This window comes from Litoribrevibacter albus, from assembly GCF_030159995.1.
Lineage (GTDB): Bacteria > Pseudomonadota > Gammaproteobacteria > Pseudomonadales > Litoribrevibacteraceae > Litoribrevibacter > Litoribrevibacter albus.
Genome location: NZ_BSNM01000009.1, coordinates 46836 through 66265 on the forward strand (window position 1 = coordinate 46836; position 19430 = coordinate 66265).

General features: G+C 42.5%; 13 protein-coding genes. 2 read left to right on the forward strand and 11 right to left on the reverse strand.

The window, feature by feature from the left end:
* Positions 1 to 100 precede the first annotated feature (100 nt).
* On the reverse strand, positions 101 to 3682 hold the full coding sequence (locus QQL66_RS06185) for an ATP-binding protein (protein WP_284380024.1): 3582 nt from the start codon (positions 3680 to 3682) through the stop codon (positions 101 to 103).
* A gap of 603 nt (positions 3683 to 4285) precedes the next feature.
* Between QQL66_RS06185 and QQL66_RS06190 the strand changes: the two genes are divergently transcribed.
* Entirely contained in the window at positions 4286 to 6748 is a 2463-nt protein-coding gene (locus tag QQL66_RS06190) for an EAL domain-containing protein (protein WP_284380026.1), read from the forward strand.
* A 52-nt stretch (positions 6749 to 6800) separates the two neighbouring features.
* Here QQL66_RS06190 and QQL66_RS06195 read toward each other — a convergent pair whose 3' ends face one another.
* From QQL66_RS06195 to QQL66_RS06230, 9 genes are all read right to left on the reverse strand, one after another.
* Complete coding sequence (locus tag QQL66_RS06195; RefSeq protein ID WP_284380028.1) at positions 6801 to 7319, reverse strand: YqiA/YcfP family alpha/beta fold hydrolase; 519 nt, start codon at positions 7317 to 7319, stop codon at positions 6801 to 6803.
* A gap of 68 nt (positions 7320 to 7387) precedes the next feature.
* Positions 7388 to 8026, reverse strand: coding sequence for a hypothetical protein (locus tag QQL66_RS06200; protein ID WP_284380030.1), 639 nt, complete (start codon positions 8024 to 8026; stop codon positions 7388 to 7390).
* A gap of 417 nt (positions 8027 to 8443) precedes the next feature.
* Positions 8444 to 9682, reverse strand: a complete 1239-nt coding sequence (locus QQL66_RS06205; protein WP_284380032.1) for a His-Xaa-Ser system-associated MauG-like protein — start codon at positions 9680 to 9682, stop codon at positions 8444 to 8446.
* A gap of 1 nt (position 9683) precedes the next feature.
* Complete coding sequence (locus QQL66_RS06210; RefSeq protein ID WP_284380034.1) at positions 9684 to 10043, reverse strand: TIGR03982 family His-Xaa-Ser system protein; 360 nt, start codon at positions 10041 to 10043, stop codon at positions 9684 to 9686.
* Positions 10040 to 10558 (reverse strand): His-Xaa-Ser repeat protein HxsA, encoded by a 519-nt coding sequence (gene hxsA, locus QQL66_RS06215; protein ID WP_284380036.1) that lies wholly within the window; start codon positions 10556 to 10558, stop codon positions 10040 to 10042. The genes QQL66_RS06210 and hxsA overlap by 4 nt, the downstream gene beginning before the upstream one ends.
* Positions 10555 to 11652, reverse strand: a complete 1098-nt coding sequence (hxsC, locus tag QQL66_RS06220) for a His-Xaa-Ser system radical SAM maturase HxsC (protein WP_284380038.1) — start codon at positions 11650 to 11652, stop codon at positions 10555 to 10557. The genes hxsA and hxsC overlap by 4 nt, the downstream gene beginning before the upstream one ends.
* Positions 11645 to 13033, reverse strand: a complete 1389-nt coding sequence (gene hxsB / locus QQL66_RS06225) for a His-Xaa-Ser system radical SAM maturase HxsB (protein WP_284380040.1) — start codon at positions 13031 to 13033, stop codon at positions 11645 to 11647. The genes hxsC and hxsB overlap by 8 nt, the downstream gene beginning before the upstream one ends.
* Positions 13033 to 13293 (reverse strand): His-Xaa-Ser system protein HxsD, encoded by a 261-nt coding sequence (gene hxsD, locus QQL66_RS21225; protein WP_431356892.1) that lies wholly within the window; start codon positions 13291 to 13293, stop codon positions 13033 to 13035. Before hxsD ends, hxsB begins: the two co-directional genes overlap by 1 nt.
* 223 nt (positions 13294 to 13516) lie before the next feature.
* Positions 13517 to 16687 carry a hypothetical protein gene (locus QQL66_RS06230; RefSeq protein ID WP_284380043.1) on the reverse strand — a complete coding sequence of 1057 codons (3171 nt, stop codon included), beginning with the start codon at positions 16685 to 16687 and terminating at the stop codon, positions 13517 to 13519.
* A gap of 338 nt (positions 16688 to 17025) precedes the next feature.
* Between QQL66_RS06230 and QQL66_RS06235 the strand changes: the two genes are divergently transcribed.
* Entirely contained in the window at positions 17026 to 17979 is a 954-nt protein-coding gene (locus tag QQL66_RS06235) for a TMEM199/VMA12 family protein (RefSeq protein WP_284380046.1), read from the forward strand.
* A gap of 78 nt (positions 17980 to 18057) precedes the next feature.
* On the opposite strand, the gene QQL66_RS06240 is transcribed toward QQL66_RS06235, so the two are convergent.
* Positions 18058 to 19098 (reverse strand): radical SAM/SPASM domain-containing protein, encoded by a 1041-nt coding sequence (locus QQL66_RS06240; RefSeq protein WP_284380049.1) that lies wholly within the window; start codon positions 19096 to 19098, stop codon positions 18058 to 18060.
* Positions 19099 to 19430: the final 332 nt, after the last annotated feature.

Consider the following 19430-nt stretch of genomic DNA (forward strand, 5'->3'; position numbering starts at 1 on the left):
TAACAAGAAAAAGGCCCTGGAGAATCTCAGGGCCTTTTTACATCATAAATGTTGTATCAGAACATTGGATTATGAAACGCTTAAAAATCAATCACAGTCACTAAGCAATCTCTTTCAACAGCTCTTGTGTCAGGTTTTTGAGATGGGCAAACAAGGCTTCAACGGTTGGTTGATCTTGTTCTTTTGCTTTTTTCTCCAAATGACTGCTCATGAACTGAACTTTACTGCCACCGATTGCACCGGCTTTACCCTTCATTGAGTGAGCTAAGCGACGAACCTCTTCCCACTCTTTACCTTCGATTGCAGCATCGATGCTGTCTATCCAATCTTGCGTCTCTTCCGCATAGATTTTGGTTAGGCGTGACAACAGATCCTCACGCCCGCCCATGCGGACATAAGCCTGATCACGATCCCATGTTGAGATATGCTCACACTCTTCAAAGATGGATGCTAACTCTCCGTTTGAAATGCCTTCAAAAACACTTCCTATCGAATACACATTGGATGCATTTAAGGCAGGATCATCTTTTTTATCTTCTTCTGACGAAGCAGGTTTCAGAGTTTCATCTTTATCAGATCGTTTACCCGCAGCCTTTGATAACCAGTAAACAAGCTTTTCTTTCAATACATGAACATCCACCGGTTTGGTAATGTAGTCGTTCATGCCATAGGCCAAGCACTTATCTTTGTCTCCCGCCATTGCACCAGCCGTCATAGCCAACACGAACACATCTTTATAACGTTCTCCGGCACCGCCAGAACGTATCCGTTCGGTGGTTTCAAAACCATCCATGACCGGCATTTCACAATCCATCAACACAAGTAACGGTTCATCCCCTTCAGGTAATGATGAAAGGACATTTACGCACTGACGACCGTCTTCCGCCATCAATATTTTCAAATCATGAGGTTCAAGAATTCCGGCAACCACTTCACGGTTAATAAATACATCATCCACAACCAGGATACGTTGACCACTGAATGCATTCAGGGCTTCATCATGAGCATTGTCACTACCGGAAGTACGGGATGGCAGCTCGATATCCTTCGATAACAGCAGTCGGCTTGCACCAAAGAGCAAATCATTTGGAGAGATAGGTTTTAGTAATTGCAGAATATTGCCTGAGCTATCATCTTCAAATTCTGACGTCTTGGCATTATATGAAGACAAAATCATCACTTTGGTTGCCATTTCTGACAGCTGACTAAAGAGTTCTTTGTGCAGTTCTGCGTGATTTTGAGTAATGAGTATTTGGTCGATTATGACCAAATCCGGGACATCATTCTGATTATATATTTTAGAAACCAGAGATTGGGCACTGCTGATATCGATGGCTTCAGCTCCCCACTTACGTATTTGTTTCGTTAATACATTTTCAAGGGTTTTGTTGGCAACCCATACAGCCACATGACGGTCTTTAAATACAGTGTTGCCCAGATCACCCATTTCATCTTCAGAACCTTGCTCCAGATTCAACTCGATGCTGAAGGTGGTTCCTACACCGGGCTGGCTTTCTAACGATATACGGCCACCCATCATTTCACATAATTGCTTGGCAATCGTAAGCCCCAAACCAGTTCCGCCGTATTGGCGAGTGGTACTGGTATCGGCTTGGGTAAAGCTTTCAAATAACTGGTGTTGCTTATTCTTTTCGATACCAATTCCTGTATCACGGACACTTCCCATCACCCTTATTTGTCCATCATTCGAAGCTTGGGTGCTCAAGCAGATGGCAATTTCGCCATGAGAAGTAAATTTAATCGCGTTGCCTAACAAGTTGGTAATGATCTGTTTGAAACGATGCTGATCACCGACCACGTTTGAACAGTCCACGTCTGTAAAGTCGGTGATAATTTCCAATCCTTTATCATAGGCACGCAAAGACAAAGAAGAGACCAAAGAGTTGGTCGTTTCAACAATGTTGAATTCGGATGAATCCAGTTCAAGCTTACCGGATTCAATCTTTGAAATGTCCAAGATGTCATTGATGATGATCGACATCAGAGAGCAGCTTTCCTCAGCCAGCGTCAGATAATGATGCTGTCGCTCTGACATTTCCTCTTTTTTCAGAATGGACAACATGCCTAAAATACCATTCATAGGCGTACGAATTTCATGGCTCATGTTGGCAACGAATGCACTTTTGTGTTGATTCGCTTGTAAAGCCAGATCTTTCGCAATTTCTAACTCTTTAGTGCGCTCTTGTACCTGTTGTTCCAGAGAGTTGTTGATCGTAACAATTTCTTCTTCGAAGGCTTTTCTCTCTGACACATCACGAATGACCAGCGTTGCGCCAGTAACAAATGACTGTTCATTTTTAATCGGGGAAATTGAAATGTTCGCAAAGAAAGACGACTTCTGACTCAGTTCGATCACACCTTCAATAGACTCTCCCTGACCACCTTTCAACACGCGTTCAATATGAGAGAAGTTAAACTCACCTAAATCGGCAAACCTGAGAATGGTGAAAATATTGGTGCCTATGGCCTCTTTTTGTTGCACATTCAGTAGTTTGGCAGCCGCCTCATTCCAACTAAGAATTATACCATTCAGGTCCAAACCGATAATGGCATCGGATGACTGATTAATCATGGAAACATAGCGGGACTGAATATCCATCAACGAAGCACGGCTGTTTAAATACCGTTGAACGAGAACCAAAATAACAGCAATAACAATCAAAATGATGAATAAAGCGATAGACAGATTAACCAACTGTTTGTTTACCAACGCTTTAATGGCACTGTCTTCAATACCTACGGAAAAAGCCAGATAGCGGGTGTGCTCAATGTCCAGATATATTTTTTCTTGAACAAAATAGACATGCTGCTGCAAGATTTCATCAAAAACGCGATTAAGAGCAATCCGTCCGGTTCTAACCTGTTCAACAGGTTTCAAATAATTGTGCCAACGCTGTTCCGGATCGAATTCAAATTTATATTCAAGCGCTTTGTTCGGGTGTTTAATGATGCCATCTGAGCTATTGGTAACTATCAGTTTGAGGCCTTCGATCAGCGCGGACTCTAATACAGCAAACAAGCTGTCCGCGTACATATTGACAATTACCATGCCAAATAAACGATTATAATCGTCGTATATCGGCGTCAGAACACGGATTACCGGAATATTGGGAATTTGAATCTTGCCATATTCGCGGTTTAAGTTGATATCCGAGACATAATATTCACCGGCATTTAGCTTCAGAGCACTTTGGTAGTAATCCGATTCAGATTTGTTCTGAAGTTGATGACTGGGAATTGCAGAAATTATCCCTTTCTTCTTTTCTACTTTAACTATTTCGACACCATCATTTTGAACCCCGATGTAACGCAGTTGGAACATGTCCGGATGACTCGCCAACATCGCTTTAAAAATGGTTTCTAATCGTTCGGTCCACAGTTTATAACTCGTTCCATCATAAGGATCGATACCCTCGTTTTGAACTGCGCGAATAATGCCCTGAATTGGTGGGGTAGATGATAGAAAATCAATATTGCTCTTGGCTTCATCCAATTCCATTTCAAAGCTTTGGGTAACCAAAGACACCTGGCTTTTAATTTCGTTAGCTTCTTTTTCTATGACTTCCTTCTTTCCATAGAAATCCAGAATAACGAAGAGTACGACAGACAAAGCCACCAGACTCAAAAACGATGTAAATAAAAAACGACTTTGTTGCTGCATGAAAAACCCTTTAGTTCATCTCGCTACAAGTGTTGTCAGAACTACATTTATAAAATCAACTTCTCATAAAAGTAACTTTTTAAAAGACACTAAACTCGCAGCCTTAACTAATTAGAATAGCTGGTCTATTGTCACAATGCCTTTGAGTAGATTCCGATTCTGAACCGGTTCAGACCCAGGCTGCTGCGTTGTCATGAGCGGCACCCTACTTCTCACCATACGCAAAAACATGCAAAGGTCTGAATTTTAAAGCATTCATATCACTTAACCTATCGGCTGAGTCATTGGAAGTATTAACGGATAACATCCATCAGAATGATTGATTGAGCGCATCACTTACATAGCCTAGAGAGTTTTCCTACAACCTATATCCACTATATTCCACACTCATTCCCTAAAACAAAGTACACAGTCCTACTTGTCTTACGAACCAAAGGAAAAACCGGTTCAATTTCCCCCTCATCACATACCTTAAACGCCTAGAAAAAAGGAAATTAGCGTCCATACTCAATTAAATAGTTATTGTACTTTCTCGACCTAATACTGACTCGACCTAATACTGACTCGACCTAATTTCAAACATTCAAATACAAGGATGGGAGAATGCTTTTCAATCAAACACCTAAAGCGGCAAACAAAATTCTGCTTGTCGATGATGAAGAAACGAATCTCCTGTTGCTAAGGGAAGCATTGAATGACTTAGGTGAGATAAAGACAGCCAAAAGTGGCAGTGAAGCCATAGAGATCGTACAGGAAGCTGCACCAGACATCATTGTGATGGACATCGACATGCCAGGAATGAATGGCATCCAGGCATGTAAGCACATTAAACAACTTCCTAACACAGAATATACAGCCATCGTATTTGTTACATCCTACGATGAAAGTGAAGTTGAAGCGTCTGCGTTACTAGCCGGAGGTGCTGACTTCATTCACAAACCCATTGATTTTGGAACCTGTCGGTTGCGGGTTAATAATCAACTAAAACTTCAGGAGTACGCAAAGTCGATCACATCGACCAGAGACGACTTAGACAGTTTGATCAAACACCTCCCGGTTTTCATTTCTTACTGGAGTACCGACTGGAAAAACCAATTCAGCAATGATCATCATGGCAAATGGTTCGGGTTCAGTACGGAAGAAATAATCGGTAGATCGCTCGAAGCACTCTTTCCCCCTCATATTGTGAGTCAGATACATCAAACCCTGAACGAACCGGAGAGCCCACTTTATACCTTTGAGTCTACGTACAAAACCCCCGCGAACGAAACCGTTCATGTATCCATCAGCCTCTCCAAGAGTATGCAAAAAGAGGAACACATTGGGTATCTGATAACCCTAGCGGACATTACGACACTCAAAAAGGCAGAGGCACAACTGTATGACGAAAAAGAACGTTTGAGGGTAACGTTGAACTCCATCGGGGATGCAGTCATCGCTGTCGATACAGAAGGTTTAATTACCTTTATCAACCCCATCGCAGAAAGGCTGACAGGATGGCATACCAAGGACGCCATAGGACACCCCATTGAAGAGGTCATGAAGATTGCCATTGAAGGCGTGGGCGATGCACCAACAAACCCGATTCGATTAGCCCTTCAAGAAGAACGTATCGTAGGCATGGCACTCAACTCCAAGTTACAAAACCGGATTGGGGAAGAATTCCATGTGGAAGATTCTGCCGCACCGATTCGGGATAAAAATGGAGTGATTACCGGGGCTATTATCGTGTTCCATGACGTCAGTGAAGCCATTGCAATGTCGATTAAAATGAGCCATTTAGCCAATCACGACCAGCTCACCGACTTACCAAACCGCATTCTGCTTCACGATCGATTAACCTACGCCTGCAAGTTGGCACACTATTCCAATAAACAGGTTGCGACCTTTTTAATCGATATTGATCACTTCAAATACATTAATGACACATTGGGACATGCTATTGGCGACGAACTCATCCGTCAGTTGGCCTACAGAATCCAAACCATGATTCCTGAAAGTTGTACCCTGGCACGCATTGGCGGGGATGAGTTTTTGTTGCTGATGCCAAACATTTCTAACGTCGAAGAAGTGGACGAAATGGCCCATAACATCACTCAAGCCATGCATCACCCTTTTGAAATTGTGGGTCAGCGCTTAAATGTATCCGCCAGTTTAGGCATCAGCATTTACCCTGACGATGCAGCAACGCAGGATGACTTAATGCGTCATTCAGATGTAGCCATGTATCGAGCCAAACACGAAGGCCGAAACCGGTATTGCTTCTTCTCTGATGAACTTGAAAAACAAGTTCTTCAACGTCACTCACTACAAATCAAGCTGAGAGAAGCCATTAACAACAACGAAATCCAGGTGTTCTATCAGCCTAAAGTTGAGCTATCCAGTGGCAAGCTTATAGGCTTTGAGGCCCTGGCCAGATTGCAGGATGAGGACGGAAACTTTATCTCGCCGTGTGAGTTTATTCCGCTCGCAGAAGAAACCGGTCAAATCACCGCACTTGGCTTGCAAGTTCTTGAAAAAGCCTGCGCTCAAGCCGCGCTATGGCATCAAACGAGCTGTGATGCTTCTATTTCTGTCAACGTATCGGTGGGGCAATTTGGCGAAAATGACTTTGTAGAAACTGTGCTCTCGACACTCGAAAAAACGGGCCTACCGCCAGAACAACTGGAATTAGAAGTGACTGAAAGTGCATTAATGTCAGATAACGACAAGTCCTACTCTATCCTGAGTGAACTATGCAAACGGGGCATTAAAGTCTCTATTGACGACTTTGGTACGGGCTATTCCAGTCTTTCTTATCTGAAAAAGTTTAGAGTGGATATCCTTAAAATTGATCAATCATTTGTCAAAGATATGCTGCTCGATGCCAGTGACCTCGACATCGTAAAAACCATTATATCCTTAGCGAATTCGATGAAACTCCACACCATCGCAGAAGGCATTGAAACCCCTGAACAACGGGATGCTCTGCTCTCTCTAGGGTGCCAGATCGGACAAGGGTACTATTTCAGTCGCCCGATGCCGGCCGACCAGCTTGAGGACTATTTCCAATCACATCAGCCTTGATGTTGTAATGATAAAGGAGCGCGGATTTAAACAGGCACTTGTTAAGCAGCCCCTATTTAAACGGATTCTGGTACTGACTTAAAAATTGAAGAAACAGGGCTTCCACCTGATCAAGCGAAGAATTGAGTCTGTGATCACCGGAAATCAGATGGAGCGTACAATCCGCTTGTTTGGCGTAACGAATGGAATGCTCAGGCGGAATAACCTCATCCGACCAGCCGTGAACAATCACGATATTCGTGTTGCTGTGGTAATCCTGCTTCTTGTAGCCCTCCAGATAAAGTGCTGGAGCCAACAAGAACACACCTTGTACTTGCACGTTTTCAGCAGCGACCAAGGAAACATAACCGCCCATACTGGAACCGACTAACAACACCTCGTCGCTTTCAGTTTTCAGTGATTCAACCTTCAGAATCTCAACTAAGCGTTCCACCCTCTCCTCCGGGTTCATCAGATCCGAGTAATCGATACTCTCGACCTTGATTCCCAGGTTTTGGGCAGCCTTTGCCAAACATTTGATTTTTGCCCCCCAGGGCCCACTTTCTTTACCATGTGCAAAATAGATTTTCATAGCACTCACTTAAAACATTTACGATTGAAATTGCCTAACCCTTGGCCTTAAACACATTGGAATAACCGTTAAGAACGCAGAGATTGAACATGCCGAATGTAAAACCAAAAATAATAAAGCCCTAGTACCGTACCCAAAGGGATAAATATCAAAGAAACCGCAGACAATGGGATACACAGCTTGAATGACCAAGGTGTTGTGTAAATCATGGAATAACCAGCCACCCCATACAGGATACTCCCGGCTAGAATGTACATGAAATCAGAGCCGGTCATATCATCCGAAACGACAGAAAAATAGATGGCAGCCAGGAATTTTATCACGCCAAACGTAATAAAAAGCGCACCAAGAATCTTTCTATGATCATCCAATGTTATGGACTCATGCTTCTCATCTCCCTGAGAACGGGAAACCGCATAGGCAATGGAACATACACTGATCGCTATCGCCAAAAACAACCATCCCCCCAGCATTTCAATGGCAGACTCTTCATTTGAAAAGAGTAAGAAAACAGCCACCTCAATCGCCAAAAGTACAACGGATAATTTAATTCCTTGTTTGGGCGACGTAAAACAAACAACAGCAAATAGCAGAGCGAAAAAACAGAGCGGTGCCCCTATGAATATCACCAGACCAAAAGTCATATCTGAGGCCAATGCCACGGTTGGAAACAGAACAAGAAGAACAAGTGATAAAAGTTTGATCATAAAGGGCTAATCATTCCATGACCTTGGCGAGAGAAAATGCATTGCTATTTCTCCAGTCTAGCGCCTTTTCACGGGTAAGGAGTTTTTATGGGAAGAATTTAATAGCACGGCATGAACACCTGTGCTGGTACTCAATCAATTTATCAACTCGCAGCATCGCCTGCTATATCTAACATTCCAAGATCCGATTGAGTACTCAGAATGATCTCTTACTAGCCATGGTGGAGAAAAAATTAAGCCTCGTCAGTGATAAGAATCATCAGAAAACAGAGTTAAAAATCTAGCTGAGTGAACAACACTTAGGTAAGCAGGCAAACTTGAAATTAGAAAGAACAAAAAGCAAAAGTCTTTTGGTTGAATAGCGTTAACTTAAAGAACCGGCCATAAATCAAATTCATAAATTCTCTGACGTTCCATTTACAGTGATCTAATAAAATCCATCAAATCTGAAAACTGATCATCATCCGAAATATCTATAAAACCCAGTAGCTCAGATCGAGTCGACATTACATTTCCATATTTATAAAACTCACGATCTGAAGACCAAGACCAGTCTGACAGAAACGAGATAGGATTAATGTGGAACAACACAACACTCTCTAGATCCTTAAATACGCCATTATGACCATAGGGTGAGGTCTTTGAGACAAGTAGCAGAGGCGGTGTTCTGAACTTATAACGATCCTTCAGGTTAAACGTCACAGCTGCTCTGCCAATATCCTGCCCATGTATATAAGGACCAAAACCACCTTGAGGAACGCCTATAGAATGGAACTGGAAATCAGACATTAACTTTCCACTATGACATACAGCGCAACGTCCCTTACCGTAGAACAACAACGCTCCCCGCTTCTGATTTTGAGTCAAGGCACCTAAATCACCAGTAAGATAGCGCTGCCAACCAGTTTGAAGACAAGGCTTATCCAATGATTGAATAAATCTAGCTAAAAAATTACCAACTTCCGCAAGCGTCAATGTTTCCCTTCCACTTGCGAATAACAGGCGTTTAAGTTCTGAAACATCTTCAGAATTGTTAGATAGCTTTTGTTGCAGGACTCTGTTGGCAGCCCAGAATTGGTCTTGATAGTAGGCAGTATTCACCTCAGCTACATCATCAGATTGGAATACAATCCCGTGCTCTCCAAGAAACTCATCTCTAGCCAATAAAGGCATAATTGAAGCAACAGCAAGCGGGGAATCAAAACCTAATAGATAGCCATTTCCAATAGACGAAAAAATAACACTATCTTCTTCTTGAACTTTTCCATCCCAAAAGAACGTTGTGTATCCGGGCTTAGAACGACCAAACAGTGTGAAGGCATTTCTCGGAACTAAAACACCTTTACTATCCATACGTTCAAGACCCTCTCCATGACCGGACACACCTACAGATAAGGAAAGTCCATCGGTCATTGAAAGCGCCTCGATATGGCATGTTGAGCAAGAAGTATCATTGCCACCACTTAAAAACTTGGAAGTAAACAAAAGTTTCCCAATAGAGGCTTCAGGTTCAAGAACATCCCCACTATCACCTCGATCACATTCAACAGGCTCAAGCGAATAGGCATTAATAACCTTAGCAAGACGTTGATCTAAGCTAAGGCCATACGTAGAAACTGAAGAAGCAAGCAGTAAAAATATTAGAAGAGATTTCATTTCATCTCTCATTAAACCGGTGCTGTTCGACAAACCTGTCTACAGAAATCTGATTCAGTTCAAGTGCTTCTAAATTGAGGTATGAAAGAAGGTGTTCGGACACCCCTAAGGACAGCATAATCTTTCTTGTTTTATCGTATTCATGACAATTCATGAGATGAATTTTTGAGGACACGTTTAGCTGTTCGTCCTTTAATTGTTCAACAAACCAAGTCTCGTCCATCGCATCAGCACATTTTGAAGATAACTCTTTGTATTCACTGCCGTAGATCCCATAACCTACAACAGGAAAAACTATATTCAACGTTAGCCAGCAAACACAAAAAACAAACACAGTTACTCGATAGATTTTTAAAATCACTTCGCGACAATTCCTAAAGCATTCAATAAATCTGCATCAATCTTATCACTGCTTCCAAGGCCCTTAACAATCCGATACAGCAAAATCCCCTCTCGTGTTTTGGGCCCTAAAATACCGTCTATTGCTCCATCATAGTAACCAGCAATATTCAATCCCAATTGAACTCGCTTTATCAAAGCGGCTCTAGCTTCATAGTCAACTGCTGCTTTAGTTGCAGGCTGAGAATATGAAGGTTTTGAGGGCTGACCTAAAGAATCTGATGCGTTATATCTAGGAGCCGAGTAAGTGGGAGTTCTCTTATAACTGCTGCCAGAAGATGATCTATGCGAACTATGACTACTATGAGAGCTATGGCTTCTATGCCCTGCAATATAGAAGGGAGTTTCTGCATTTAAAGGAGCGATAACCCTTTCATTAAACGGATTTTCGGTATCCTCAAGTGGGAAAGCATTGGCATCAACTTCCGATGCAATGATGAAACCAGGTAACAAACTAATCTTCTTCCATTTTTTCATAGAATCCTCCTGGGGATTAAACGGAAGTTTTCTTTATCTGAAGCAAAGAAACCACCACATTGCTCAATCAAAGAACAACCTTCACATTCTTCTGTATAAACATTTTTCCAATCAGAGATCGATTTGACACTGAACATTCTCATATCATCAGGAAGATGACATAAGGGATAATTAAATAAAAAGAAAGGCAAACCAGCCCGACTAGCAGCAACAGAAGCCAGACGTAATTCATCCCAATATTCACTAGGATCAATATATAAGTCTCGCCAATTTTTCCGCGCCCACCCGACAGGTTCCATATTCATAATTGAAATTTGAGAAACGTTGGATAAAGAACGCGAACACAACTCAATCACCTTATGCAATTCGGCACGATTCAACTGAGTTGGAATAATACGAAGTTCAATATTAATTCCCAGATTCCCGGCATTGATCAACCCGCCTAAAGTCTCAACAAAAGCACCAGATGAGCCGACTAATTTATCGTGTGTAGAAGACAGCGAGGAATACAAGGGAATACCAAAAGTAACTGTCATTTCGTGAGTTAGAAGAGCAATGCTTTTGGCAAATTCAACATCATTAAACGCACGTCCATTAGTTAAAATGTGTAATCGTGCAGAAGGACGATAAGTTTTCAGAAATGTTAGGAACCTAAGAAACGAGTTTCCATATAAGAGAGGTTCTCCACCGCTAATACCAATATCATCACGTGTCGTGAAAGCAGCAATTGCCATAGCTGATTGAATTAATAGCCACTCATCGTCAATGTCTTTAGGTGGCTGAGAGCAGAATAAACATAGATTGTCACAGCGTTCCGTAACAAGCAAAGTGTTGTGATTTGCTAATGCGGTTAAGGCCACCCGGATTTTTCCAGACCTAGTAACAAAGCCTATATCACCACTTTCAATAGCCTGGTACAGCTCAGAGTCGTATACCCCAACATCATCACAATTATTAGAAGTATTGTGAACGCACAAACGAGGAAGAAACTGTTGCTCAGGATAATGATCTTCTTTGATCAACTGATAAAACCCTGAATCAATGGTTAATTCGGCAGGAAGAGTAAAATAGTCGCGTCTGATAGGGTTACTCATCCGTCCACCTATCAAACATATTCTTATAAGTACAATCGCTATAATATTTTGAAAATAAATAGCGAAACATGGACTTATGGTATGTGCAGTAAAAGGAGTTAGACTTCAACCCTACGGGTTCACCGAATAAACTAATATTTTGCATGGGATCAACACCACAATACGGCTGATAAGCACAACTTTCACACCCAGGCTGAACCAAGTTAAAGCCATTTTCCATTACATGCTTAGCAACTGTATTAGCAGTGAAATCTAAAGTCTCTACATGCCCAAATGATAAATCGACATCTGTAGCAACCCGCTGAAGCATCCTTGCCTCATCGCTGCCATACACTTTTCCATCATAGTTAAATAAAAGACTATTAAATAAGAAACCAGAAGGAGACTTCAGGTCTGCATAATGTGAGAAGCCTGGATTAAAAATCCTCTTCAAATGAATAGCAGCCGAGTGTTCTGTGAGGCGTCTACCAGACAAGTTCAGGTCTATGACACTTGCCATAAGCTCTGAATAAAAACGCATATAATCACTAATGGAATATTCAAAAGTATGGCCAGCAAAACCATAAGGACTAATAGGTCGAACAAATAAATCGTTTAAGCCCAACTCCAGTGCAGCATTAATCAATGAATGGGGATTATCTATAAGCTCACTAGTGACAGTGGTAACAGAAGAAACTCGATCCGCTCCAAGCCTTTCCTTTATCAACCAAAAAGAATCAGAAAATTTAGTAAAAGAGCTTGTTCCCGGAAGTATTCGGTTAGCATCATGAACTAACCCACTTCCATCAAGTGAAGTTGAAAAGTTGATAGGCTTATCAGAAGACCACACCAGAACTTCTTCATTGAACAACGATAAGCTTGTAGCAATGACAATTTCAAAACTATCACCTAGAACCTTTACAGCTTCATCATAGATAGCCTGGATCAAATCAAAACGTAATAAAGGCTCGCCACCTTGGATTTCAATCTTATAGGGAGGCTGAGACAAAGAACGAATTTTCCTCATTATGAGAGGAATAAGACTCTTATCTAAATCATAATTACTAGCATTAATTGATGCTCTACTTACTTGGCAGTAGCTACATGTATGATCGCACCTCAAAGTCGGAATAATCATGTAGACAGGCTGAAAAGTCATTTCAGCCATTAACCGCTTTGATAATCCAGAAGCCAAAGAAGCGCTAAGCACAGAACTGTCAGCACCTTCGGCTAAAAATAGACCACTCTGAAGATCTTCTTTAGCTTCACAATCCAAGAGAGAAGGCTCATAGACAAGAGTACTCAAATCATCCGAAGATATGCAGCGATGAAAACCAGCTACATTGGTTATTATTACCTCTGATTCAGTTAATCTATCAAAGTTGAAGGGCAACAATCGCATTAGATTCGTTCCTGAAGCCCAGATAACACAGAGCAAATGAGAGTAGATCGCAAGTTCTCTGTTCTTAAAGAAATCATCTCCCGAAGCTTATAGTCATTTAATAACTTATACAGGTTATCTATTGATTCACTAGAGCCGTCCATAAGAACTATCCAACTGCTCTCATCTGACACAAGTTGCCACGGAACATTTACCCAATAGAGGGCGTTTCTTAATACCCACTCAGAGTATTCATCTTTTGATAATCTGATTTCACGCAAACTAAGACCATCCGTTGGTTATTTCCAGAAAAGCAACGAACGGCCCTGTTCCTGTAGAACTTAAAGCCTATTAGCCACCCTTAAAGTTAATACTTTAAGACTATACGAAAAAGAACTGAATGCAAATACCACGAAACAACCCTGTAATGATTAGCTATACCTAATCAAACAATACTAAAAAGCCCAACATGTGTTGGGCTTTCGTGCTCTAAATCACCATCAACTACCGACGGAACAAGCGCTTGAACCGAGCCATCAACCCAGGGTTACTTCCCTGCTGCAGCAAACATTCCAATCGCTTCATTTGCTCATTACTCAGATATTCCATCAGTTTTTCAACGGAATAGTTCTCGCCATATTCAGGCAAATAATTTAAAGGCATGAATGTGGCGTGCTCAATCGCCGGTTTAATTTTGGCTACTGTTTTTTCACCACGAATAAAGGCTAAAACGTCTGCGACCTGTTGTTTGAATACACCGGTTTCGACCTCTTGCTGCATTTGTTTAATGGCTTGCGGATCAACCGTCTCATCAATGGCATAAAGGCCTGGATAGAGACCTTCATACGTGTTGATCAAAGGCGAGCTTGTTCGCATTGCTTCTACCAACCAGGGTTTGGTTAATACTTGGTAGTCTTGCCCCTCTGCTGCCAATCTCTGTGCACTTTGTTTCTGGACCATAAAATATTGATGATTCAGAAAAACGCTCTCATCCAAAAGGTGTTTATGCATTTCTTCGAGTGAAAAGTCCGCCAACGATGAGTCAAACGTCAACGAGCCCATGAACGCATGATACGCTTTGGCATTCTCAGTAATATCACTGGCCTGATGTTGTGCTTCAATCTGCTGCTCTTTCGTCAGACGCTGATACAAACGCTTTTCTGGTGTGGCCAAGCTGCGTTCCAACCACCGGCCCAGCGCCCAGAAACATTCTTCCTGCAAACGTTGACGCACCGTTTGAAGCTGCTGTTGACTGGAGGAACCTTCCGTAGTCTCTTGCTCTTCTACACGCTCTTCAGCGTATGCTTCAGATTCTCGCAAGAATCGGACGCGATCGTACTGATCAAGAATGTGCATACTTTCGTCGATGCCGAGGGACAATGTCTCATACCCTGGTAAACCATAGTGTTCAGCGAAGTAGGCCCAACAATCTCTGCGCTTATCAAGCACCCAAGCGTAGTAGTTGGCGGCAGGAATGTTCAGACGGGCCATGATTGCCAACAGTTGCTTTTCATTGTCTTGATGAAGCGCGACATCGAAAGGCTCATCGAGATCATCATCCTCTTCATCTTCACTCTCAACAACGGGTTTGGCCAGATAAAAATCATTTAACGCCTCGACCAAATGAGTCGCTTCTGTCTCAATCAAACAATCAAGAACACGTTGCAAGGCAGGCGCGCATTTCAACGGTAGATCGAGTAACTGCCAAAATGCAGTCAACAAGTAATACTCATCCTCGAACTGGAACGCCCCTTCAAAACGCAGCTGAAGGTCCCAGATAAATTCGCGTTCAGGCGAATAGAAGGGTTTCATTTGTGCTTCTGCTTGCTGAGCGGTAAGTGCAGTATTTCTACCATACACAAAGGATTTCAGGTCTTCCCAGCGCTGATAACACAACGTCTCGTTCTCGCCTCTGAGATAATTGGTAGCGATTCTGCCTTCCATTTCCTCCAACAAGGCATCGACAACATCATTTTCGACAAAGTCCAAGCACTCTTCGTGAAGTTCATCGGCATCCTCTGGCTCTACCCCTTCCCGGCCAATCACCAGGCAGCTAAAGGTATAACGCTCTCTGTCATCGTCCAGATCTTCAAACCAATCCAGCGCTCCCCTTCGATGCTCACAAATCAGCTCATAAGCCTTATCGAGTTTCTGTTGATTCGGTTCGTCAAACAGCTCTTGTAAATCATGCAGCGAGGACATCGCTTCATTCACTTCGATTTCACAACGGAAACGTTCATCGAAGCCATCGGAATCAATCACGTCATAATCATCAACCAATCGAGTCTTAATGTCATCGGATAATGGCTCACCACCACACAAACGGAAATACACATCAAAGAAGCGCAATACAGTGTCGGGTCTTCGTTCTTCCTGTATCTGACAATCCATATAGTCGTCGATTAAGTCTTTGACTAACTCAAAGCGTTTGGCATCCATGTCTTCAGCAGACTCAATGCCAGCCATGTCCGTCAACTCACCTAAGCCATAATTGTCTTCACTGAACTTATAGAGATTAACCGAGGGAATGGAATCAAGAAGTTCAGGGTTTTCACCCTTGATCACATACTCCCAAACCGCTTCACCGTTACTGAGACCTCGTTCCAGCAGTTCGCTCCAGCAGTAAGACCCGGTATAGCTTGCGAGGTAAACAATCTTTTTGCGTTGTTCTGCCCAAGGATCAATGCGAGATGACAGAGGCTCATCCAGATAATGTTCTAACTGCTGCTGATGCTGATCTGCAAACTCTGAAACCGATGTTTTGAGGAATGGGAAATCGAAGGAATACGCCGAGCCGTCGAATTCACGAACACCACGAGCCACCAGACTGTAGTAGAAGTAATGAAGCGGCTTGATGGCTTGTGTCTGAGGTTGAATGTCTTTGCCCCAGTTATCGTACGGGTCAAGGTGCTCTTCAAAAGGTAAAAAGCCTTGTTTGACAAAGCGTTCATTCAACACGGCCTTCAGCTGATGTATAGCCTCATCGTCTTTTGACAAATGGGCATACAAACCGTTGATCGGCTCTTCGTGCAAGTCTTCATCATGAACATCAATGCCCGACGCAAACATGAGGTTGCGAACCACCGGGTGGTCGCAATAACACCAAGCCTTAATGCTGTCTTCACAGATCCCCACTTGAGCTGCCCAAATATTTGCCAACATAGGGACACTCGGCGGGAAGTATTTATCGGCACTTGGCATAAACCCGGTAAATAAATAGCCCATCTGCGGGTACTTCAAGGCAATAATAAACAAGCTGTATAGGCCAAAGAATTCACTTTCCGCAATGAACAAGTTGTACCAATTATTCATCAAACGACCGCGATCACGCATTACTTCCGCCAACGCCACTAAGGTATCGTAGAGTTCGTCATGTTGGATCGCTTGGAGCACCAGTAAGGTTTCAGAGGTAAACACATCCTCTATGTTGGCCAGGGTTTCCTCTTTGTATGGGTATTCGAGTATGCCCTCTTCCATCAGCACTTTAATCAAAGGCTGATTCGGGTATTGGGCCCAATCCACGGGTTGAGTAAATTTGAAATAGTATTTGCAGTAGGTATGACGAAACGCTTCGCCACTGCGAATCAGCTGGGTATAAAGTTCCAACGCGTTTTTAATGCTGGCCGAGTCATGAGGGTTAACCGAAATAAAATGAGTAGCAATGCTTTGACTCATAAATCAAAAATCCTTTTTAGATACAGAGAGAAGAATCTAACGATAAAAATGAAAAACTTCAGAAGCCATTCATATAAGAAGGCAAAGATAGGAAACCATGAATTTCGTAACGACTCGCTATACTAACAAGTGCGGCCAAATCAAAAACCCCTTTAATTCATCAATACTATCAAAGTGAATAGCAATCAATTTCTCCATCATCATTCGCTATCTCTTTAGTCAACTATTTACGTCTTTTAACAATATAAATAGTTTGGTTTCCTATTTTTAGTGGACACCGATCTATATACTCGCGGCCTTCGAAACCTGCAAATAGTTGACCAGGAGACAAGGAAGGCATGTTCACATTATTGAAAGAAATATTCTGGGAAGGCGCATTCAAACGGGATGCTACGTTATTGGATCGAGACAGATATCTGTTGGGCCTAATGGCACTGATTTACTTCCAAACCTGTTTTCTACTCGATAACGGCTTATTGATGCCACCACCTGACACCCTTTTCTTCGGTGAAGAGCGTGCTTCCATCCTCAGTGTTTATTGGGCCTTTCTTCGAATGGACTTTTTGATAGATCCTATCTTTCTGGCGCTCCATGTTTTATTAGCTGCGCGTGCGTTTGGTCGTTGGTTGGGGGTTCCTCTGGGGCTAATTTCTCTCATCGCGACCATTGGCAGCCTACGCGTAGTCTTAATGAGCATCAAAGAGTTTTATGGATACGGCTTTCCTGATGAAGTAGTGATTGGGCTGGCAATCATCAGTGGCATTTGGCTACTTCCGATTCTCTTTATGCTCTTCCGTTCAGGATTAAAAGAGCGTAATCCTAATCACGACTTATTTACTCAGAACCCGAATCTTAATCCCGATATGCAACTTACCCCTGTCGCATTCCTGCATAAAATGTTGATTCTTAACGTAGGTGTGATGGTAATCATGTTGGTCATCAACATTTTATTTGCAATCTTTGGCAGTTATGGAAGCCAAGAACCTATGATGATTCTTAACCTGGTCATCAGCGCTGGCGCAATAATTCTAAGCATTTGGTATGCCGTAAAACGATTAAGAAACTTAGGCTGGAAACCACTGCCCTGGATGTTGTTTTTATTGATTGTACCTTCGCTAATATCGGTTTTAATTAGCTGGCTTTATTTAGAAATTTACTTTTACAACGCTTGGATATTCATTGCTGTAACGCTTCTTGCTCCTGTGATCAAATGGTCTTTTATGGTCATTGCCTTCAAGATCATGTTGCAGCCTTACAAGGCACCCAAGGAACTGCTTGCTGACGTTGTGTAATCCCGGATTATACCGAAACTCAGACAAAGAAAAGCCCGATGGCGTTCGGGCTTTTTCTCTTCTTAAAACTGAAACTAATCAGTTATACGCCGCACAGGACTCACACGCCGTACCACGTACATCCATTCTCAAATGTGCATCCCGTAAGCCTTGGAATGCCTGACTGTGCCAGCCTTCCATGAAACTTACCTCATTTAAGTTAGCCATATTGAAATCACGAGAGTGATCGAAACAACATGCACTTAAGAAACCATCATGGGTAACACGTGCTTCGGTAAATACCGCCCAACATGGCAGTGGTGCACGCATGTTATCTGCACGACCAGGGTTCCCAGCTTTCACATCCCAACCACGATCCTGGTTTTCTTGTCCGGTGAGATCGGCTTGAGAATACAAAGGCAAGGCATAGACTTCATCCAGATACGGTTTTACATCTTCCAGAACGTCCATCATACGTTCACCCTGCTCACCGTCATAACGAATGTAGGATGCATACAGCCCGCAGTCGTAACCGCCCTCTTGACGAATTTCATACGCCGCTTTGATGTTATCCAACATTTTCTGATACAAGCTGCCTTTCACTCTTGCTACTTCAGTGAACTGAGCTTCATCCGCGTAGTTCAATGAAAATTTCAAAGAGTTCAAACCAGCGTCCATACACTCTTTCACTTTCTTCGGAGTGCTGAGCGAACCATTGGTAGTCAGGAAGATATAAGGGAAGCCTTTATCACGCGCTGCCGCAATAGCTTTAGGCAGCCAAGGCAACATGAAGGACTCGCCCAAATAGAACATACCCACTTCTTCTACGCCGGCTTCTTTACACTGATCAAGCAAATTCACGTAGAAATCCCAATCCATATCGCGCTTATCACGCAACTTATACCCCGTCGCACAGAATGCACAGTTAAAGTTACAACGAGCCGTCAGCTCAATTTTTACCGACTTAGGACAAGGTGGTGCAATTTGCTTCTGCTCTTCACGAATGCCGGTGATGCTATCGATTTTATTTGTGATCTTTCGGTCAATTTTGGAATTAGGTTTCACTCTGCACGTGGAATCTTTTGCGATGATGTTTGGCGAGTCATTACCGTATAAAATTTGTTCTGCTGTAGCACTCATGTTCATTACCTTCGACGCTGAATTCTGTTTGACTTTATGTTTGTCTTGAAAGCTCTATCGGCAATTCTTGCCGAAATTAATTGATCTAAATCAATAGCTTGCCAAGATAATATTCAGCAGTACTAATCAGCATAAAAGAGACCAGTTTTAATAAACTCCTTATTATTCAAACGACTAATATTTAATCACCCTTTGGCATTTAGGGGTATTAGTCAACAAAAGATCATCCACTTTAGCGGTAAGAGAAGCGGCAAAACCAGAGGAAAACAGGCGGCAAGATAATCAATTTTTAGGACTTAAAGTTTCAGAAGGTAGTAAGTAGTAGGATAAGA